This window comes from Pseudomonas citronellolis (genome assembly GCF_029335315.1).
In the GTDB taxonomy this organism is placed as follows: Bacteria; Pseudomonadota; Gammaproteobacteria; order Pseudomonadales; family Pseudomonadaceae; genus Pseudomonas; species Pseudomonas citronellolis_A.
The window spans coordinates 31,560-47,430 of the sequence record NZ_JARJLT010000208.1 but is presented as its reverse complement, the minus strand read 5'-3'; the positions used below and the strand labels follow the sequence as shown (position 1 = coordinate 47,430).

16 protein-coding genes are annotated in these 15,871 nt (G+C 69.4%); 6 read left to right on the top strand and 10 right to left on the bottom strand.

Annotated features, from left to right (window positions below; genetic code table 11):
- Positions 1-59 precede the first annotated feature (59 nt).
- Both P3W75_RS16670 and pap read right to left on the bottom strand, forming a co-directional pair.
- Positions 60-392 carry a tryptophan synthase subunit beta gene (locus P3W75_RS16670; RefSeq protein ID WP_276228417.1) on the bottom strand — a complete coding sequence of 111 codons (333 nt, stop codon included), beginning with the start codon at positions 390-392 and terminating at the stop codon, positions 60-62.
- 13 nt (positions 393-405) lie between these two features.
- Positions 406-1,896: a polyphosphate:AMP phosphotransferase gene (gene pap / locus P3W75_RS16665; RefSeq protein ID WP_276228416.1), complete on the bottom strand. Its 1,491-nt coding sequence runs from the start codon at positions 1,894-1,896 to the stop codon at positions 406-408.
- A gap of 107 nt (positions 1,897-2,003) precedes the next feature.
- Between pap and mnmC the strand changes: the two genes are divergently transcribed.
- Together mnmC and P3W75_RS16655 are read left to right on the top strand one after the other, a co-directional pair.
- Positions 2,004-3,968: a bifunctional tRNA (5-methylaminomethyl-2-thiouridine)(34)-methyltransferase MnmD/FAD-dependent 5-carboxymethylaminomethyl-2-thiouridine(34) oxidoreductase MnmC gene (gene mnmC, locus P3W75_RS16660; protein ID WP_276228415.1), complete on the top strand. Its 1,965-nt coding sequence runs from the start codon at positions 2,004-2,006 to the stop codon at positions 3,966-3,968.
- Between the two features lie 38 nt (positions 3,969-4,006).
- Positions 4,007-4,756: a sulfite exporter TauE/SafE family protein gene (locus P3W75_RS16655; RefSeq protein WP_276228414.1), complete on the top strand. Its 750-nt coding sequence runs from the start codon at positions 4,007-4,009 to the stop codon at positions 4,754-4,756.
- Between the two features lie 82 nt (positions 4,757-4,838).
- Here the strand turns inward: P3W75_RS16655 and P3W75_RS16650 are convergent, their stop codons facing one another.
- Complete coding sequence (locus tag P3W75_RS16650) at positions 4,839-5,288, bottom strand: MarR family winged helix-turn-helix transcriptional regulator (RefSeq protein WP_276228413.1); 450 nt, start codon at positions 5,286-5,288, stop codon at positions 4,839-4,841.
- Positions 5,289-5,450: 162 nt separating this feature from the next.
- Here P3W75_RS16650 and P3W75_RS16645 point away from each other — a divergent pair, with 162 nt between their 5' ends.
- From P3W75_RS16645 to P3W75_RS16630, 4 genes are all read left to right on the top strand, one after another.
- The gene (locus P3W75_RS16645; RefSeq protein ID WP_276228412.1) at positions 5,451-7,220 is read left to right on the top strand and encodes an N-acetylglutaminylglutamine amidotransferase; all 1,770 of its coding nucleotides are present in this window, start codon (positions 5,451-5,453) and stop codon (positions 7,218-7,220) included.
- Between the two features lie 56 nt (positions 7,221-7,276).
- Positions 7,277-9,049: an N-acetylglutaminylglutamine synthetase gene (gene ngg / locus P3W75_RS16640; RefSeq protein WP_276228411.1), complete on the top strand. Its 1,773-nt coding sequence runs from the start codon at positions 7,277-7,279 to the stop codon at positions 9,047-9,049.
- On the top strand, positions 9,046-10,248 hold the full coding sequence (locus tag P3W75_RS16635; protein WP_276228410.1) for an osmoprotectant NAGGN system M42 family peptidase: 1,203 nt from the start codon (positions 9,046-9,048) through the stop codon (positions 10,246-10,248). The genes ngg and P3W75_RS16635 overlap by 4 nt, the downstream gene beginning before the upstream one ends.
- 68 nt (positions 10,249-10,316) lie before the next feature.
- Positions 10,317-10,547: a YheU family protein gene (locus P3W75_RS16630; protein WP_276228409.1), complete on the top strand. Its 231-nt coding sequence runs from the start codon at positions 10,317-10,319 to the stop codon at positions 10,545-10,547.
- Positions 10,548-10,754: 207 nt separating this feature from the next.
- On the opposite strand, the gene P3W75_RS16625 is transcribed toward P3W75_RS16630, so the two are convergent.
- From P3W75_RS16625 to P3W75_RS16595, 7 genes are all read right to left on the bottom strand, one after another.
- On the bottom strand, positions 10,755-11,084 hold the full coding sequence (locus tag P3W75_RS16625; RefSeq protein ID WP_276228408.1) for a YnfA family protein: 330 nt from the start codon (positions 11,082-11,084) through the stop codon (positions 10,755-10,757).
- A 16-nt stretch (positions 11,085-11,100) separates the two neighbouring features.
- Complete coding sequence (locus tag P3W75_RS16620) at positions 11,101-11,526, bottom strand: hypothetical protein (protein WP_276228407.1); 426 nt, start codon at positions 11,524-11,526, stop codon at positions 11,101-11,103.
- Between the two features lie 242 nt (positions 11,527-11,768).
- A complete protein-coding gene (locus tag P3W75_RS16615; RefSeq protein WP_276228406.1) occupies positions 11,769-12,581 on the bottom strand; it encodes an SDR family oxidoreductase in 813 nt (270 codons plus the stop codon).
- A gap of 127 nt (positions 12,582-12,708) precedes the next feature.
- Positions 12,709-13,014 carry a hypothetical protein gene (locus P3W75_RS16610; protein WP_276228405.1) on the bottom strand — a complete coding sequence of 102 codons (306 nt, stop codon included), beginning with the start codon at positions 13,012-13,014 and terminating at the stop codon, positions 12,709-12,711.
- Between the two features lie 114 nt (positions 13,015-13,128).
- Positions 13,129-13,281, bottom strand: coding sequence for a DUF3309 family protein (locus P3W75_RS16605; RefSeq protein ID WP_276228404.1), 153 nt, complete (start codon positions 13,279-13,281; stop codon positions 13,129-13,131).
- A 143-nt stretch (positions 13,282-13,424) separates the two neighbouring features.
- A complete protein-coding gene (locus P3W75_RS16600) occupies positions 13,425-14,051 on the bottom strand; it encodes a 3'-5' exonuclease (RefSeq protein ID WP_276228403.1) in 627 nt (208 codons plus the stop codon).
- Positions 14,048-15,838, bottom strand: a complete 1,791-nt coding sequence (locus tag P3W75_RS16595) for a DUF294 nucleotidyltransferase-like domain-containing protein (protein WP_276228402.1) — start codon at positions 15,836-15,838, stop codon at positions 14,048-14,050. The genes P3W75_RS16600 and P3W75_RS16595 overlap by 4 nt, the downstream gene beginning before the upstream one ends.
- Positions 15,839-15,871: the final 33 nt, after the last annotated feature.

The window sequence follows — 15,871 nt, the reverse complement described above, 5'->3', positions numbered from 1 at the left end:
GCGTGCGCTTGGTAGGAGCGGGCCATGCCCGCGATCACGCGCTCGGCGCGCCTGCGCTTTCAGAACAGTCGCTCGTCCTCCTCTTCCACCAGCCCGCCCAGCCCGTCCAGGCTGGCGCGGGTGGTGGCGCGGGCTTCGAGTTTGCGCCGGGCCGCTTCGGGCAGGTCGGTGTAGCGGATCAGGCCACGGTTCACCAGCACCCCCACCAGGTCTTCCAGCACCCGCACCAGCTCCAGGTCCGAGCGCTGCAGGGATTGCAGGCGGGCGTCCAGCGCGCCGTTCATCCAGGCCAGCACCTCGGGGGCGTCGGCGTTCATCGGTTCGGCGCCGGCGAAGGGTTCGCGTTCCACCCGCAGCAGGCGTCCATTCTCATCGCGCTTCACGTAGACCATCACCGCCTCCGGCTCATTTGTCCTTCTTGTACGCCGCCTCCAGCGCATCGTTGATGGTGCGCAGCACCTTGACCCGGGCGAAGCGCTTGTCGTTGGCCTCGACCAGGGTCCAGGGGGCGATCTCGGTGCTGGTGCGGTCGACCATGTCGCCCACCGCGTCGACGTACTGGTCCCACTTGTCGCGGTTGCGCCAGTCCTCGTCGGTGATCTTGTAGCGCTTGAACGGAATCGTCTCGCGCTCCTTGAAGCGGGCGTACTGGGTGTCCTTGTCGATCGACAGCCAGAACTTCACTACCACGATGCCGAAGTCCGTCAGCTGCTCCTCGAAGTCGTTGATCTCCGAATAGGCACGCAGCCAGTCGGCCGGCGAGCAGAAGCCCTCCACCCGCTCCACCAGCACCCGGCCGTACCAGGACCGGTCGAAGATGGTGAACTGCCGGCGCGCCGGCATGTGCCGCCAGAAGCGCCACAGGTAGGGCTGGGCGCGCTCCTCCTCGGTGGGCGCGGCGATCGGCACGATGTGGTACTGGCGCGGGTCCAGGGCGTCGGTGACGCGGCGGATGGCGCCGCCCTTGCCGGCCGCGTCGTTGCCCTCGAACACGGCGATCAGGGAATGCCGGCGGAAGCGCTTGTCGCGGATCAGCGTGGCCAGGCGTGCCTGCTCCTGGGCCAGTTGTTCCTGGTACTGGTCCTTGCTCAGGGCCAGCGTCAGGTCGAGGCTGTCGAGCAGCCCGCGGTTGTCCAGGCTGGCCACCAGGGGCGCCGCGTGGGGCTGGCGGCGCGGACGGTCCTTGAGCTTCAGCGCCGCCTGCAGGCCTTCCAGCAGGGTGCGGCCGACGGTCAGGCTGCGATAGCGCTCGTCGGCGCCCTCGACGATGTACCAGGGCGCGTAGTCGCGGCTGGTGCGGCGCAGCACGCGCTCGCCGTAGCGCACGAATCTGTCGTAGACCTCGCTCTGCAGCCAGTCGATCTCGCTCAACTGCCAGGAGCGCTGCGGGTCGTTCTCCAGCGACTTCAGGCGTTCCTTGAGCTGCTTCTTGGACAGGTGGAACCAGAACTTGAAGATCAGCGCGCCCTCGTCGCAGAGCATGCGTTCGAAGCGTTCGGCGGCGTCGATGGCGACGTCCAGGCGGTTGTCCTTGATGTCGCCGTTGACCCGCGCGTAGAGCATCTGGCTGTACCAGTTGCCGAAGAAGATCGAGGTCCGCCCCTTGGGTGGCAGGCGCCGCCAGAAGCGCCATTGCGAGGGCCGCGAAAGTTCCTCGTCCGAGGGCCGCAGAAAACTTTCCACCTGGATCAGCCGGGGGTCCATCCATTCGTTGAGCAGCTTGACCGTCTCGCCCTTGCCGGCGCCTTCGATGCCGTTGATCAGGATGATCACCGGGAAGCGCGACTGCTGCTTCAACTCGTATTGCGCCTCGAGCAACGCCTCGCGCAACTCGGCGACTTCCCTCTCGTAGGTTTCCTTGTCGATGGAATGGCCGATTTCGGCGGATTCGAACATGCACTGCCTCCTGACTGCGGGATGCATTCAAGGTAGCGGATGTGACGCAGACTGTCTGCGCGAGGGATCGGCTAAAATGCGCCCTTCGCACTCCCGCCGGTACCCCCATGCCCGATCCGCACAATGCCCAGCTCGACTGGGACGAAAACGGCCAGCCCCTGTCGCGCGCCTACGGCGACGTGTACTTCTCCAGCGCCTCGGGGATCGCGGAAACGCACCACGTGTTCCTCGACGGCAGCCAGCTGCCGCGACGCTTCGCCGCGCTGCCCGCCGGCGGGCGCCTGAGCATCGGCGAGACCGGCTTCGGCACCGGTCTGAACTTTCTCTGCGCCTGGCGCCTGTTCGATCAGCTGGCGCCGGCCGACGCGCGCCTGCATTTCGTCAGCGTGGAGAAATACCCGCTGCGCCGCGACGACCTGCAGCGCGCCCTCGGCCTGTGGGACGAGCTGCGGCCCTGGAGCGAGCAGTTGCTGGCGCAGTACCACGCCATCCACCCCGGCTTCCAGCGCCTGGTATTCGCCGGCGGCCGCGTGGTGCTGACCCTGCTGGTGGGCGATGCGCTGGAAATCCTGCCGGAGCTGGACGCGCGCATCGACGCCTGGTTCCTCGACGGCTTCGCCCCGGCGAAGAACCCGGAGATGTGGAGCGAGCCGCTGTTCGAGCAGCTGGCGCGGCTGTCCGGCCCCGGTACGACCCTGGCCAGCTTCACCACCGCCGGCGTCGTCCGCCGCGCGTTGAAAGCCGCCGGCTTCGCCGTGCGGCGGGTCGAGGGCTTCGGCAAGAAATGGGAAAACCTGACGGGTGAGTTCCAGGGCGCCACGCCCGCCGCCGAGAAGCCCTGGTACGCGCGCCCCGCCGCAGCGCCGGGGGAACGCCACGCCCTGGTGATCGGCGGTGGCCTGGCCGGCTGCGCCAGCGCCGCGAGCCTGGCCGCGCGCGGCTGGCGAGTGACCCTGATCGAACGCCATACCGGGCTGGCCCGGGAGGCCTCGGGCAATCCCCAGGGCGTGCTCTACCTGAAGCTGTCGGCCCACGGCACCGCCCTTTCGCGCCTGATCGTGGCCGGCTTCGGGCATACCCGCCGGCTGCTGGAGCGCCTGCAGCGCGACGCCGACTGGCAGGCCTGCGGCGTGCTGCAACTGGCCTTCGACGAGGCCGAGGGCAAGCGCCAGGCGAAACTGGCCGAGGCCTTCCCCAGCGACCTGCTGCGCACGCTCAGCCGCGAGCAGGCCGAAGCCGTCGCCGGCGTGGCGCTGCCCGCCGGCGGGCTGTTCTTCCCCGAAGCCGGCTGGGCGCACCCGCCGGCGCTGTGCCAAACCCTCGCCGAGCACCCGCTGATCACTGTGCTGAGTGGCCGGGAAGTGCGCCTGGAGCGCGACGGCGAGCAGTGGCGCGCCTGGGCCGGCGACGAGTGCCTGGCTGCGGCGCCCGTCGCGATCCTCGCCACCGCTGCCGAGGTGCGTGCCTTCCCCGGCGCCGCCAGCCTGCCGCTCAAGCGCATCCGCGGGCAGATCAGCCGCCTGCCGGCCAGCCCGGAAAGCGCCGCGCTGCGCACCGTAGTCTGCGCCGAGGGCTACGTCGCCCCGCCGCGCCACGGCGAGCACACCCTGGGCGCCAGCTTCGACTTCCACAGCGACGACCTGCAGCCGACCGTCGCCGAGCACCAGGGCAACCTGGAGCTGCTCGCCGAGATTTCCCCGGACCTGGTGCGCCGCCTGCACGCCGACCAGCTCGATCCGGCTACGCTGCAAGGACGCGCGGCGTTCCGCTGCACCACCCCGGACTACCTGCCGCTGATCGGCCCGCTGGCGCACCGCGAGGCCTTCGCCGAGGCCTACGCGGTGCTGGCCAAGGATGCCCGCCAGGTGCCGGACACGCCCTGTCCCTGGCTCGACGGCCTGTACCTGAACAGCGCCCACGGCTCGCGCGGGCTGATCAGCGCGCCGCTGTCCGGCGAGCTGCTGGCGGCGTGGATCGACGGTGAGCCGCTGCCGCTGCCGCGCGCGGTGGCCGAGGCCTGCCACCCCAACCGCTTCTTCCTGCGCGAACTGGTACGCGGCCAGAAGCACTGACACTCCAAGCCACCGGACCACCGGAGCCCGCCAAGCGAATGGACGCCCTGCTCGTCGAATCCACCTTCATCGGCCTGATCCTCGGCGTGCTGCTCGGGCTCACCGGCGCCGGCGGCTCGCTGGTCGCCCTGCCGCTGCTGCTCAGCCTGCACCTGCCGCTGCACGACGCCATCGGCGTGAGCCTGGGCGCGGTGGCGCTGTCGGCGCTGGTCGGCGCCATTCCCCGCGCGCGCCAGGGCCAGGTGGCCTGGCGTCCGCTGGTCTGGCTGACGCTGACCGGCTGGCCGGGCAACGCCGCAGGCCAGTGGCTGGGGCGCTTCATCCCGGACGCGGTGCTGATCCTCGGCTTCTGCGCGCTGGTGTTGTGGTCGGCCTGGCGCATGTGGCGCGGCTCGAGCGCACCCAGGGCGCCGGGCGCCGCCACCGGTCACGCGCCCCTGCTGGGCCTGGGCCTGGCGGTGGGCCTGCTGTCGGGCTTGATGGGGGTGGGCGGCGGCTTCCTGATCGTCCCGGGACTGTTGTGGTTCACACCGCTGTCGATGCTGGCGGCGACCGCCACCTCGATGGCGGTGATCGCCCTGGTTTCCGGCGGCGGCTTCCTGCTCTACCTCAGCCATGCCCAGCCGCCGTTGCCGTTGCTCGCAGCCCTGGCCGCCGGCGGCGCGCTCGGCGTGCTGGCCGGCAACCGCCTGGCGCTGCGCCTGGGCGGCGCCACCCTGCAGCGGATCTTCGCGGTGATGCTGGTGGCGGTGAGCCTGTCGCTGGCGGCGCAGAAGCTGCTGGCGTGATCGCCGGGCAGTTCCTTACCCGCCGGCCGACGGCGGATCACCGCGAACGGTTATTCGCCCCACGCTCACGCGCAGCCTGGCGCTAATCCTCTTCCTCTTCCTCGGGCAGCTCGAACAGCTCCGCCGCCCGCAGCAAGCCGGCCAGCACCGCGTGGCGCTCCCACTCCGGCAGTTCGGCGAAGCGCTCCATCACGTACTCCGGCAACAGCGGCGGCGCCGAGCGCAACGCGTCGCGGCCGGCGTCCTCCAGCAGCAGCCATTGCTTGCGGCGGTCCTGCTCGTCGCGCCGGCGGGCCAGCAGGCCGCGACTTTCCAGGCGGTCCAGCACCCCGGACAGCGAGGCCTGGGACAGGCTCACGCGCTTGGCCAGGCGGCTGGCGGTGATTTCCCGCTCCACCAGCAGCACCTGCAGGATCAGCAACTGCAGCGGCGTCAGCCCGCCGAACCGGCCCAGGCGCTTGGCGTGCACCTCGCTGCCCTGCTGCAAGCGTCGCAAGGCCTGGAACATCGACAGCGCATAGGCTTCTTCCATCGCATTTTCCTTTCAACAAAAATTAATAAACCGTGTGTAAACCGCATTAATTCATAAAAAAATCATAGAACTACTTTCACATGAAAGAGTCAGTCTGTTAACTGGAAAGAAGGGCCCCGGCCTGATCACCCATTCATCCCCAACGGAGAACCGGTAAGGAAAATGTGCGGATTAGCAGGAGAACTACGTTTCGATAACCGACCGGCCGACCTCGCCGCGGTCGAACGAATCACCCACCACCTCGCCCCTCGCGGCCCCGACGCCTGGGGCTTCCACAGCGAAGGCCCACTGGCGCTCGGCCACCGGCGGCTGAAGATCATGGACCTAGCGGAGGCCTCCGGCCAGCCGATGGTCGACACCGCGCTGGGCCTGTCCCTGGTGTTCAACGGCGCCATCTACAACTACCCCGAGCTGCGCAAGGAACTGGAAGCCCTGGGCTACCGCTTCTTCTCCGGCGGCGACACCGAAGTGCTGCTCAAGGGCTACCACGCCTGGGGCGAGGACCTGCTGCCCAGGCTCAACGGCATGTTCGCCTTCGCCATCTGGGAACGCGACGCCCGCCGCCTGTTCATCGCCCGCGACCGCCTGGGCATCAAGCCGCTGTACTTCACCCACGACGAGCAGCGCCTGCGCTTCGCCTCCAGCCTGCCGGCGCTGTTGCAGGGCGGCGGCATCGATACCAGCTTGGACCCGGAAGCGCTCAACCTCTACCTGAATTTCCACGCCGTGGTCCCCGCGCCGCGCACCATCCTCGCCGGCGTGCGCAAGTTGCCGCCGGCGAGCTGGATGAGCGTCGACGCCGACGGCCAGGTCGAGCAGCGCTGCTGGTGGCGCCTGGAATACGGTTGCCGCGACGACGAGCGCGAGCTGCGCCTGGAAGACTGGGAAGACCGCGTGCTGGAAAGCCTGCGCGACGCCGTGGGGATTCGCCAGCGCGCGGCCCGCGAAGTGGGCGTGCTGCTCTCCGGCGGGGTGGACTCCAGCCTGCTGGTCGGCTTGCTGCACGAGGCCGGGGTGGCGGACCTGCTGACCTTCTCCATCGGCTTCGAAGACGCCGGCGGCGAGCGCGGCGACGAATTCCACTACTCCGACCTCATCGCCCGCCGCTACGGCACGCGCCACCACCAGCTGCGCATCGCCGAGCGGGAGGTGATCGAGCAGTTGCCGGCGGCGTTCCGCGCCATGAGCGAGCCGATGGTCAGCCACGACTGCATCGCCTTCTACCTGCTCTCCCGCGAGGTCTCCAGGCACTGCAAGGTGGTGCAGAGCGGCCAGGGCGCCGACGAACTCTTCGCCGGCTACCACTGGTACCCGCGCATGGTCGGCGCCGCCTCGCCGCTGCACGCCTACCGCGAGGCCTTCTTCGACCGCAGCCACGGCGAATACGAAAGCACCGTGCGCCCCGCCATGCGCGTGGAGGACGTGGCCCAGGCCTTCGTCGCCGGGCACTTCGCCACCCCCGGCGCCAGCGACCCGGTGGACAAGGCGCTGCGCCTGGACAGCACCATCATGCTGGTCGACGACCCGGTCAAGCGGGTGGACAACATGACCATGGCCTGGGGCCTGGAAGCCCGCGTGCCGTTCCTCGACTACCGCCTGGCCGAGCTTTCGGCGCGCATCCCGGCGCGCTTCAAGCTCGGCGACGGCGGCAAGCAGGTGCTCAAGGCGGCGGCGCGCAAGGTGATTCCCGCCGAGGTGATCGACCGGCCCAAGGGCTACTTCCCGGTGCCCGGCCTCAAGCACCTGCAGGGCGACACCCGCGCCTGGGTCAGCGAGCTGCTGCTGGACCCCAGCCAGGACCGCGGCCTGTTCGAAGCGGCCTGGATCGACCGCCTGCTCAGCCAGCCGCAGGACGACCTCACCCCCTTGCGCGGCTCCAAGCTCTGGCAGCTGGCCGCCCTCAACCTCTGGCTGACCGAACAGGGACTCTGACCCCAGCCAGCAACGCGGCCGCCGCCCCGCCGGCGGCCCGTTCCAGGGAGCGAACCATGAAAAGCCATTTCAACCTGCCCCACCCGCACAACCAGCGCCTGCTGCGCGGCCAGGTGCCGACCTACCAGCGCCTGCAGGCGCGCTTCGCCGAAGACCACGAGCAGCCCGGCTGCGAACCGCGCAGCCTGCATTGCGGCTGGGGCCGGCTGCTGATCGGGCACACCTTCGCCGAAGCCGAGATCCTGGCCGGCGAACTGCTCAACGAGCGCCCCGGCGAGCGCGACATCGCCCTCTACGTGGCGGCGCCGCAGCAGGTGCTGGCGCACGCCCCGCAACAGCTGTTCCTCGACCCCTCCGACACCCTGCGCCTGTGGTTCACCGACTACCGCCCGGCGCGCCGCTCGTTCCGTGGCTTCCGCATCCGCCGGGTGCACGGCGAGGCCGACTGGGCGGCGGTCAATCGCCTGTACCTGGCGCGCGGCATGCTGCCGGTGGACGCCGGACGGCTGACTCCGCACTACCAGGGCGGGCCGACCTACTGGCTGGCCGAGGACAGCGAGACCGGCGTCGCGGTCGGCGCGGTGATGGGCCTGAACCACGCCAAGGCCTTCCACGACCCGGAGCGTGGCTCCAGCCTCTGGTGCCTGGCGGTGGACCCGCAGTGCAGCCGCCCCGGCGTCGGCGAGGCGCTGGTGCGCCACCTCATCGAACACTTCATGAGCCGCGAGCTGGCCTACCTCGACCTCTCGGTGCTGCACAGCAACCAGCAGGCCAAGGCGCTCTACCGCAAGCTCGGCTTCCGCGAGCTGGCGACCTTCGCCATCAAGCGCAAGAACGGCATCAACCAGCCGCTGTTCCTCGGCCCCGGCCCCGAGCAGGGGCTCAACCCCTACGCCCGCATCATCGTCGACGAGGCGCACCGGCGCGGCATCGAGGTGCAGGTGCAGGACGCCGCCGCCGGGATCTTCAGCCTGACCCAGGGCGGCCGGCGCATCCGCTGCCGCGAGTCGCTCTGCGACCTGACCAGCGCGGTGAGCATGACCCTCTGCCAGGACAAGCAACTGACCCACCGCGCCCTCGCCCGCGCCGGCCTCAAGCAGCCGCAGCAGCGCCTGGCCGGCGACGCCGAGGCCAACGCCGCGTTCCTCGCCGAGCACGGCGCGCTGGTGGTCAAGCCGGTGGATGGCGAGCAGGGCCAGGGCGTGGCGGTCAACCTGGGCAGCGCCGAGGAAGTCGAGGCGGCGATCGCCCACGCCCACCAGTTCGACGGCCGCGTGCTGCTGGAGAGCTACCACCCGGGGCTGGACCTGCGCGTACTGGTGATCGGCTACGACGTGGTGGCCGCGGCGGTGCGCCACCCGGCCACGGTGATCGGCGACGGCCGCCACAGCATCCGCCAGCTGATCGCCGCGCAGAGCCGCCGGCGCCAGGCCGCCACCGGCGGCGAAAGCCGCATCCCGCTGGACGGCGAGACCGAGCGCACCCTGCACGCCGCCGGCTTCGGCTACGACGACGTGCTGCCCGAAGGCCGCCGCCTGGCCGTGCGCGGCACCGCCAACCTGCACACCGGCGGCACCCTGGAAGACGTCACCGAGCGCCTCCACCCGGCCCTGCGCGAGGCCGCCATCCGCGCCGCGCGGGCGCTGGAAATCCCGGTCACCGGGCTCGACCTGCTGGTGCCGGCGGTGGACGCCGAGGACTACGTGATCATCGAGGCCAACGAACGCCCGGGCCTGGCCAACCACGAGCCGCAGCCCACCGCCGAACGCTTCCTCGACCTGCTCTTCCCGCTGAGCCGCGAGCCCCTTGAACGCGAGGTACCCGCATGAGCCGCCTGCCGCAACCCGACCTGAACTACCTGCAACGGGTGCTGCTGGAGATGCTCGCCATCCCCAGCCCCACCGGCTTCACCGACACCATCGTGCGCTACGTCGCCGAGCGTCTCGAAGAGCTCGGCGTACCCTTCGAGATGACCCGCCGCGGGACCATCCGCGCGACCCTCGCCGGCCGGCGCAAGAGCCCGGACCGCGCGGTCTCGGCGCACCTGGACACGATTGGCGCGATCGTCCGCGAGATCAAGCCCAACGGCCGCCTGGCGCTGGCCCCGGTGGGCTGCTGGTCGAGCCGCTTCGCCGAGGGCAGCCGGGTCACGGTGTTCTGCGACAACGGCGTGCTGCGCGGCAGCGTGCTGCCGCTGATGGCTTCCGGGCACGCCTTCAACACCGCGGTGGACAGCCTGCCGATCAGCTGGGACCACGTCGAACTGCGCCTGGACGCCTACACCGTGAGCCTCGCGGACAGCTCCACCCTCGGCGTGTCGATCGGCGATTTCGTCGCCTTCGACCCGCTGCCGGAGTTCACCGACAGCGGCCACATCAGCGCCCGCCACCTCGACGACAAGGCCGGCGTGGCGGCGCTGCTGGCGGCGCTCAAGGCCATAGTCGAAAGCGGCGAGGAACCACCGATCGACTGCCACCCGCTGTTCACCATCACCGAGGAGATCGGCTCCGGCGCGGCCGGCGCGCTGCCCTGGGACGTGAGCGAGTTCGTCGGCATCGACATCGCCCCGGTGGCCGAGGGGCAGAACTCCAGCGAGCACGCGGTGAGCGTGGCCCTGCAGGACTCCGGCGGGCCCTACGACTACCACCTGTCGCGGCACCTGCTGCGCCTGGCCGAGCGCCACGAAGTGGCGGTGCGCCGCGACCTGTTCCGCTACTACCACAGCGACGCGCAGTCGGCGATCGAGGCCGGCCACGACATCCGCACCGCGCTGCTGGCCTTCGGCTGCGACGCCACCCACGGCTACGAGCGCACCCACATCGACAGCCTGGCCAACCTGGCCCGTCTGCTCTGCGCCTACCTGCTGAGCCCGCCGGTGTTCGACAGCGACGCCGAGCCCCAGGAGAACGCCATCGAGCGCTTCAGCAAGCAGCTGGAACACCCGGTGCACATGGAGAGCACCACCCACGTGCAACCGGTGGGCGAGCTGCTCGACCAGCCCCGGGACGACGACAAGGAGCGCCGCTGAGGCATTCCGGGCTCGCCGGCGGGACGGCGCGCGACTAGAATCGCCGCCTGTTCCGCCGAGTACCCGCCATGCTGATCCCCCACGACTTGCTCGAAGCCGAGACCCTGGAAAACCTGCTGGAAGACTTCGTCACCCGCGAAGGCACCGACAACGGCGACGAAACGCCGCTGGACACCCGCGTCGAACGCGCGCGCCGCGCGTTGAAGCGCGGCGACGCGGTGATCGTCTTCGACCCGGAGAGCCAGCAGTGCCAACTGATGCTGAAGAGCGAAGTACCGAAGGAGTGGCTGGAGGACTGAGCGTGCAAGCCACGCCAATGTGCTTTTCGTAGAATGGGTATCGCTTCGCTCAACCCGTCCTACGACGCTGAACGTAGGGCGCATAACGCCTACGGCGTTATCCGCCGAATCGCGGACAGAGTCCGCTCCTACGGTTCAGGGAAGCACGGGCGTAGGAGCGGACTTCGTCCGCGATTGGATTCCCAGGCTGCGCCTGGCCTACCCCCATCAGGGCGCCAGCTTCGGCCCCAGCAGCACCACGCTGGCCCCGGCGATGCACAGCGCCGCCCCCAGCCAGTCGCTCCATAGCGGCCGGCTCTTCTCGATGAACGCCAGCCAGAACAGCGACGCCGCCACGTAGATGCCGCCGTAGGCCGCGTAGGCGCGCCCGGCGTATTGCGCTTCGACGCGGGTCAGCAGCAGCGCGAAGCAGACCAGGCTGAACAGCCCGGGAATTATCCACAGGGGCGTGCGCTCCAGGCGTAGCCAGAGGAAGAAGGCGTAGCAGCCGGCGATCTCGCAGAACGCGGCGAGGAGGAACCAGAGGTAGTTGAGCATGGGATGTCCTTGTCGGTCAGCCGCGCAGGTTGCCTTCGCGCTCCCACACGCAGCGCACCCGCAGGTCGTCTTCCTGGGGGCTGTGGAAGCCGCGCTCGGATTCCCAGCGGAAGGTGTGGCAGCCGTTGAGTTCGGTTTCCAGGTGCACCACCGCGCTGGCCCAGTACAGGCGCTTGAGCAACGCCTCGAACTGTTCCACCCAGAGGCTCCATTCGTATTCGATGGCCTGGTAGCTGGCGCCGAAGTGAATCACCTGCGACTGGTACAGGCCGGCGCCTTCCTGTTCGCAGCGGCTGAACATCTCGCGGCCGATGAACGGCCAGGCCTCGCCCACCGGCAGGCTGTCCAGCACCTTGCGATTGGCCGCGCGACGCATGCGCCGCTCCATGGAGTCGCCGGGCCAGTCGCGGATGCAACCATAGACGATGGATTCGGACTGCAAGGCGGTGAAACTCCCACGGAAAGACGCTGCCTTCTAGCACAGGCGCGGGCGCCGGAAAAGCGCCGCGAGGCAAAGTTGCGCGGCGCATCGCCCGGGCCCTGAAAAGCAAAAGCCCCGCGAACGTGGCGGGGCTCTCACTGGGGTCCAACATAGATCGGCAGGCAGGCCGGTGAAGCAAAACTACGCCTTTGCACCGCCATGGGCAAGCCCTGTTTGAGCCTGCACCGAAGCGGTGCGAAAACTCAGGCCAGGCTGCGCTGCTTGGCCTTCATCTTGCCGGCCATGCTGGTCATTTCGTCGTAGATCGCCTGCGGGTTCTGCTGCTTGATCTTCCAGGCCATGCGGCCCTGTTCATGGGGCAGGATCATGAAGCTGTCGCGGCCGACTTCCTGGTGGATGTAGTCGGCGATGTCGGTGGCGCTGATCGGCGAGCCTTCCAGCAGCTTGCCGACCTGGCTCTTCATTTCCGGGCTCGGGCCGCGGAAGGAGTCCAGCAGGTTGGTCTGGAAGAACGACGGGCAGACCACGTGGACCTTCACGTCCACCAGCGCCAGTTCCGCCAGCAGGCTTTCCGAGAGCGCCACCACGCCGGCCTTGGCCACGTTGTAGTTGCTCATCGCCGGGCCCTGCATCAGTGCGGCCATGGAGGCGATGTTGATGATCCGCCCCTTGCTGCGCTCGAGCAGTGGCAGGAAGGCCTTGCAGCCCTTGACCACGCCCATCAGGTTGATCGCGATCTGCCAGTCCCAGTCTTCCAGCGACAGCTCGTCGAAGAAGCCGCCGGACGCCACGCCGGCGTTGTTGACGATGACGTCGACGCCGCCGAACTTCTCGTCGCAGGCCTGGGCCAGGGCGGTGAGCTGGCTGTAGTCGCGCACGTCGCAGCGCTGGGTGAAGCCGTCGCCGCCGGCCTCGCGCACCAGGCGCAGGGTTTCCGCCAGGCCCGCGTCATTGATGTCGGCCAGGGCCAGGCGCCAGCCTTCGCGGGCCCAGCGCAGGGCGATTTCACGACCCAGGCCGGAACCGGCGCCGGTGATCATCATGCGATTTTGCATAGGGAGTTGCCTTGTCTTGTCTGGGGAGTTGTCGCCAGTTTAGCCAAGGCCTCCCGCCTCCCGCGCTTACATCAGGCTGCTGAATGGCGCCGGCAAACCGACGCCACAGCCCGATGGGACGCGGCCTTCAGAGGTGTGGAAGGAGCAGGCAGGAAAGCTTGCCAAGGACCAGCGCGATACCGGCCGAGACCAGTACGAAAGCGGCGCAGTTGACCTTTTCGCGGCGCAACCCGGCGATAGAGCGCACGCGGTAGCGCAGGAGGAAGAACCCCAGCGCCAGCAGCAGCGAGGGCACCAGGTAGACGAACTGCCAGTAACGCTGGGGGTCGGCCTCGCGCGCCAGCCAGTCAGCCAGCGGCAGGGCCACCAGGCCGCTGAGCAACTGGCCGAGCAGCCACAGGCTGCCCAGTGCGACCAGTACCAGTCCGAGCATTCCCTCTCCCCCCATCCCGAAAAAGCCGCCATGGTAGGACCTGGGGGGCCGGCGGGCTGTGTCCTGGATCACCTTGCGCAGCTCCCGCCGGCCATGTAGCGCGAAAGATACAAGCTAGATGTGTCCCAGTAGCAACATCACCAGCAGCACCACCAGGAGCACGCCGAGAATCCCCGACGGGCCGTAGCCCCAGCTGCGCGAATAGGGGTACACCGGCAGGCCGCCGATGAGCAGAAGGATGAGGATGACCAGCAGAATGGTTCCCATGGTGCGTCTCCCGTAGACAGTCGGGCGACGGCGCCGGCAACGCCGGTCCGCCGACCGCGGAACGGGCAGCGCGCCATGGCTGCCCACCTGCTATTGGGACCGACGGCGCGACAATGGGATTCAGTTTTTTTCCGCCCCGCGTCTCAGCGTGGCGCGTCGGGCAGCGCGCCCTTGCGCAGGCGCAGGAACATCAGCGCCACGCTGCGCGCATCGCCCTGCGCGGTGTGGCGGCCTTCCACGGGGATGTCGAGGGTGCGCGCCAGGGTGTCGAAGCGCAGGTCCAGGTGCAGGTCCGGGTAACGCCGCGCCATCTTGCGCTGGTACAGCGCGGAGACCTCGATGCGCGGGTTGTCCAGGCTGGCGTCCAGCTGCGCGCCCAGGTGCCGGCGCAGCACGGCGACGTCGAACGACAGGTAGTAGCCCAGCAACGGGCGGTCGCCGATGAACGCCAGGGTCCGGCGCAGCGCTTCGGCCAGCGGCAGCTGGCCTTCGAGGTCGGCGCGGCGCAGCTTGTGGATGCGGATCGAGTCGCCGCTCAGGCTCGCCGGTGGCTCCACCAGCAGCTCCAGGCGCTCGCCGAGGACCAGCTTGCCGCGCCGGATGAGCACCGCGCCGATGCTCAGGATATCCGCCTTGCGCGGGTCGAGGCTGGTGGTCTCGAGGTCCAGCGAGACGATTTCCTCGGCTTCCTCGGGAGCGTGCAGGCACCAGTGGAGGCGGCGCCGCCAGAGCGGCCAGTGGCTCTCGGGAAGCTTGACCTGCGCGTTCATCGAGTCTCCAGGTGGAACTGCCGTTCCAGGCTCTGCTTGAATTTCTTCACCGCGTGCAGGCCGAAGCGCAGCATGTCGCGTTCGTGGCGACTCAGGCGGGCGACGTCGAGGCCCTGCTGGCGACCATCGCGCCCGCCGGCCAGTTGCTGGGTCAGGCGCAGCTGGAGGAACAGCTCGAAGGCCTCGGCGAGGTTGTCGGCCAGGCCCGCGTCTATCACCCCGCGCGCCTTCAGCGCCTCCAGCCGGGCCAGGCTGCCGCGCGCCTCCAGGCCTTCGCGCAGGGCCAGCACGCGGCAGCCGTGAACGATCGGGAAAATGCCGCCGCGCTTGATGTCCAGTTGCTCCTCGCGGGTCTTCAACTGGCCGAGGAAGGTCAACGGCGTATCGAACTGCAAGGCCGCCACGGCGATCCCGGCCAGCCAGCGCTCGCCGTCGCGGGCGAAGCACGCCAGGCCCTGGCGCAGCCCGTCGAACAGCCGCCGGTTGCCCGCCACCGGCCAGGCGTCGGCGAGGATCGACAGGCGCATCAGCTGTTCCGGTCGGCCCTCCAGGCCGGTCTGGTTGAGTTCGCGCTGCCAGGCCGGCAGCGCCTTGCACCAGTCGGCGTGGCTGGCCATGACACCGCCCGGGCAAGGCGGATAACCGCACGCCAGCAGCGCCTCGCTGAAGCGCTGCATCAATGCCAGGGCCTGCTCCTGGGGGAAGTCCTCGGCGAGGATCAAGGCGTTGTCCTGGTCGGTCTTGAGCAACTGCTCGCCGCGTCCTTCGCTGCCCATCACCACCAGGCAACAGCGGCTGCGCAGCGGCGCCGGCACCAGCAGCTCGAAGAGGCGTTCGAGCAGTTGCTCGTTGAGCGCGCTGACCAGTTGCATGATGAAGCGCAGGCGGATGCCGTTGCCGGCCAGGGTGGCGATCAGCGTATGCAGGGTCTCGGCGGCGCCGCGCAGCTCTTCCTCGGTCTCGGCGCGGGCAATGCGCAGCGCCAGCACGTGGGAATGGGTGGAGAACAGGCTGAGCACCTGGGTCAGGTGCAGCAGGCCGACCACCTGGCCTTCCTCGCGCACGGCGACGCGCTCGATGCGCAGGCGGGTCATGAGGATCATCGCGTCGAACAGGAAATCGCCCAGCTCGACGCAGGCCAGCGGACCATGGGCCAGCGGGCCGATGGCCTCGCTCTCGTCACGGCCATCGCGGAAGTGCGCGCGCATCAGGTCGGTGCGGGTGACGATGCCCAGCCCGTCGGCGCCGCGCACCAGCAGGGCGTCGGCGCCATGGCTGAGCTGCAGCCGCGCGGCGTCGCCCAGGGTCAGGCCGGCGTCCACTTCCAGGGCCGGCAGCAGGTGCTCGCGGGCGATGCGGGTGAGCATGAATTCGGCCAGGTTCTGCCCGTCGCGCCGCGCCAGCTGGCGCTTGGCCGCGAGGTCGGCCTGGAAGAAACGGGCGAAGCCCGGGTTATCGCCGCACAGCTGGTGGAAGGCGCTGGCCGGCAGTTCGTAGAGGATGCTCTCCTCCACCGCGCGGTAGGCGTGCTTGCTGCTGCCGGAGAACAGCCCGCGGATGTCGAACAGGTCGTCGCCGGCGTACTGGGCGAACAGCCTGCCGTCCTCGCCGCGCTCCTCGACCACGCCCTTGAGCACGATGAACAGGCAGGGCACGGCGGCGCCGGCGTCGAGCACGGCTTCGCCGGTGGTGTAGTAGGCGACGCTGAGCGCCTCGGCGAAGGCCTGGCGTTCGCCCGCACGCAGCAGGTCGAACGGCGGCGCGGAAAAATTGAAGCTCTCGGGCATCGCGAGCCCCTTCTGGCAGTACCGCAAAAAGAA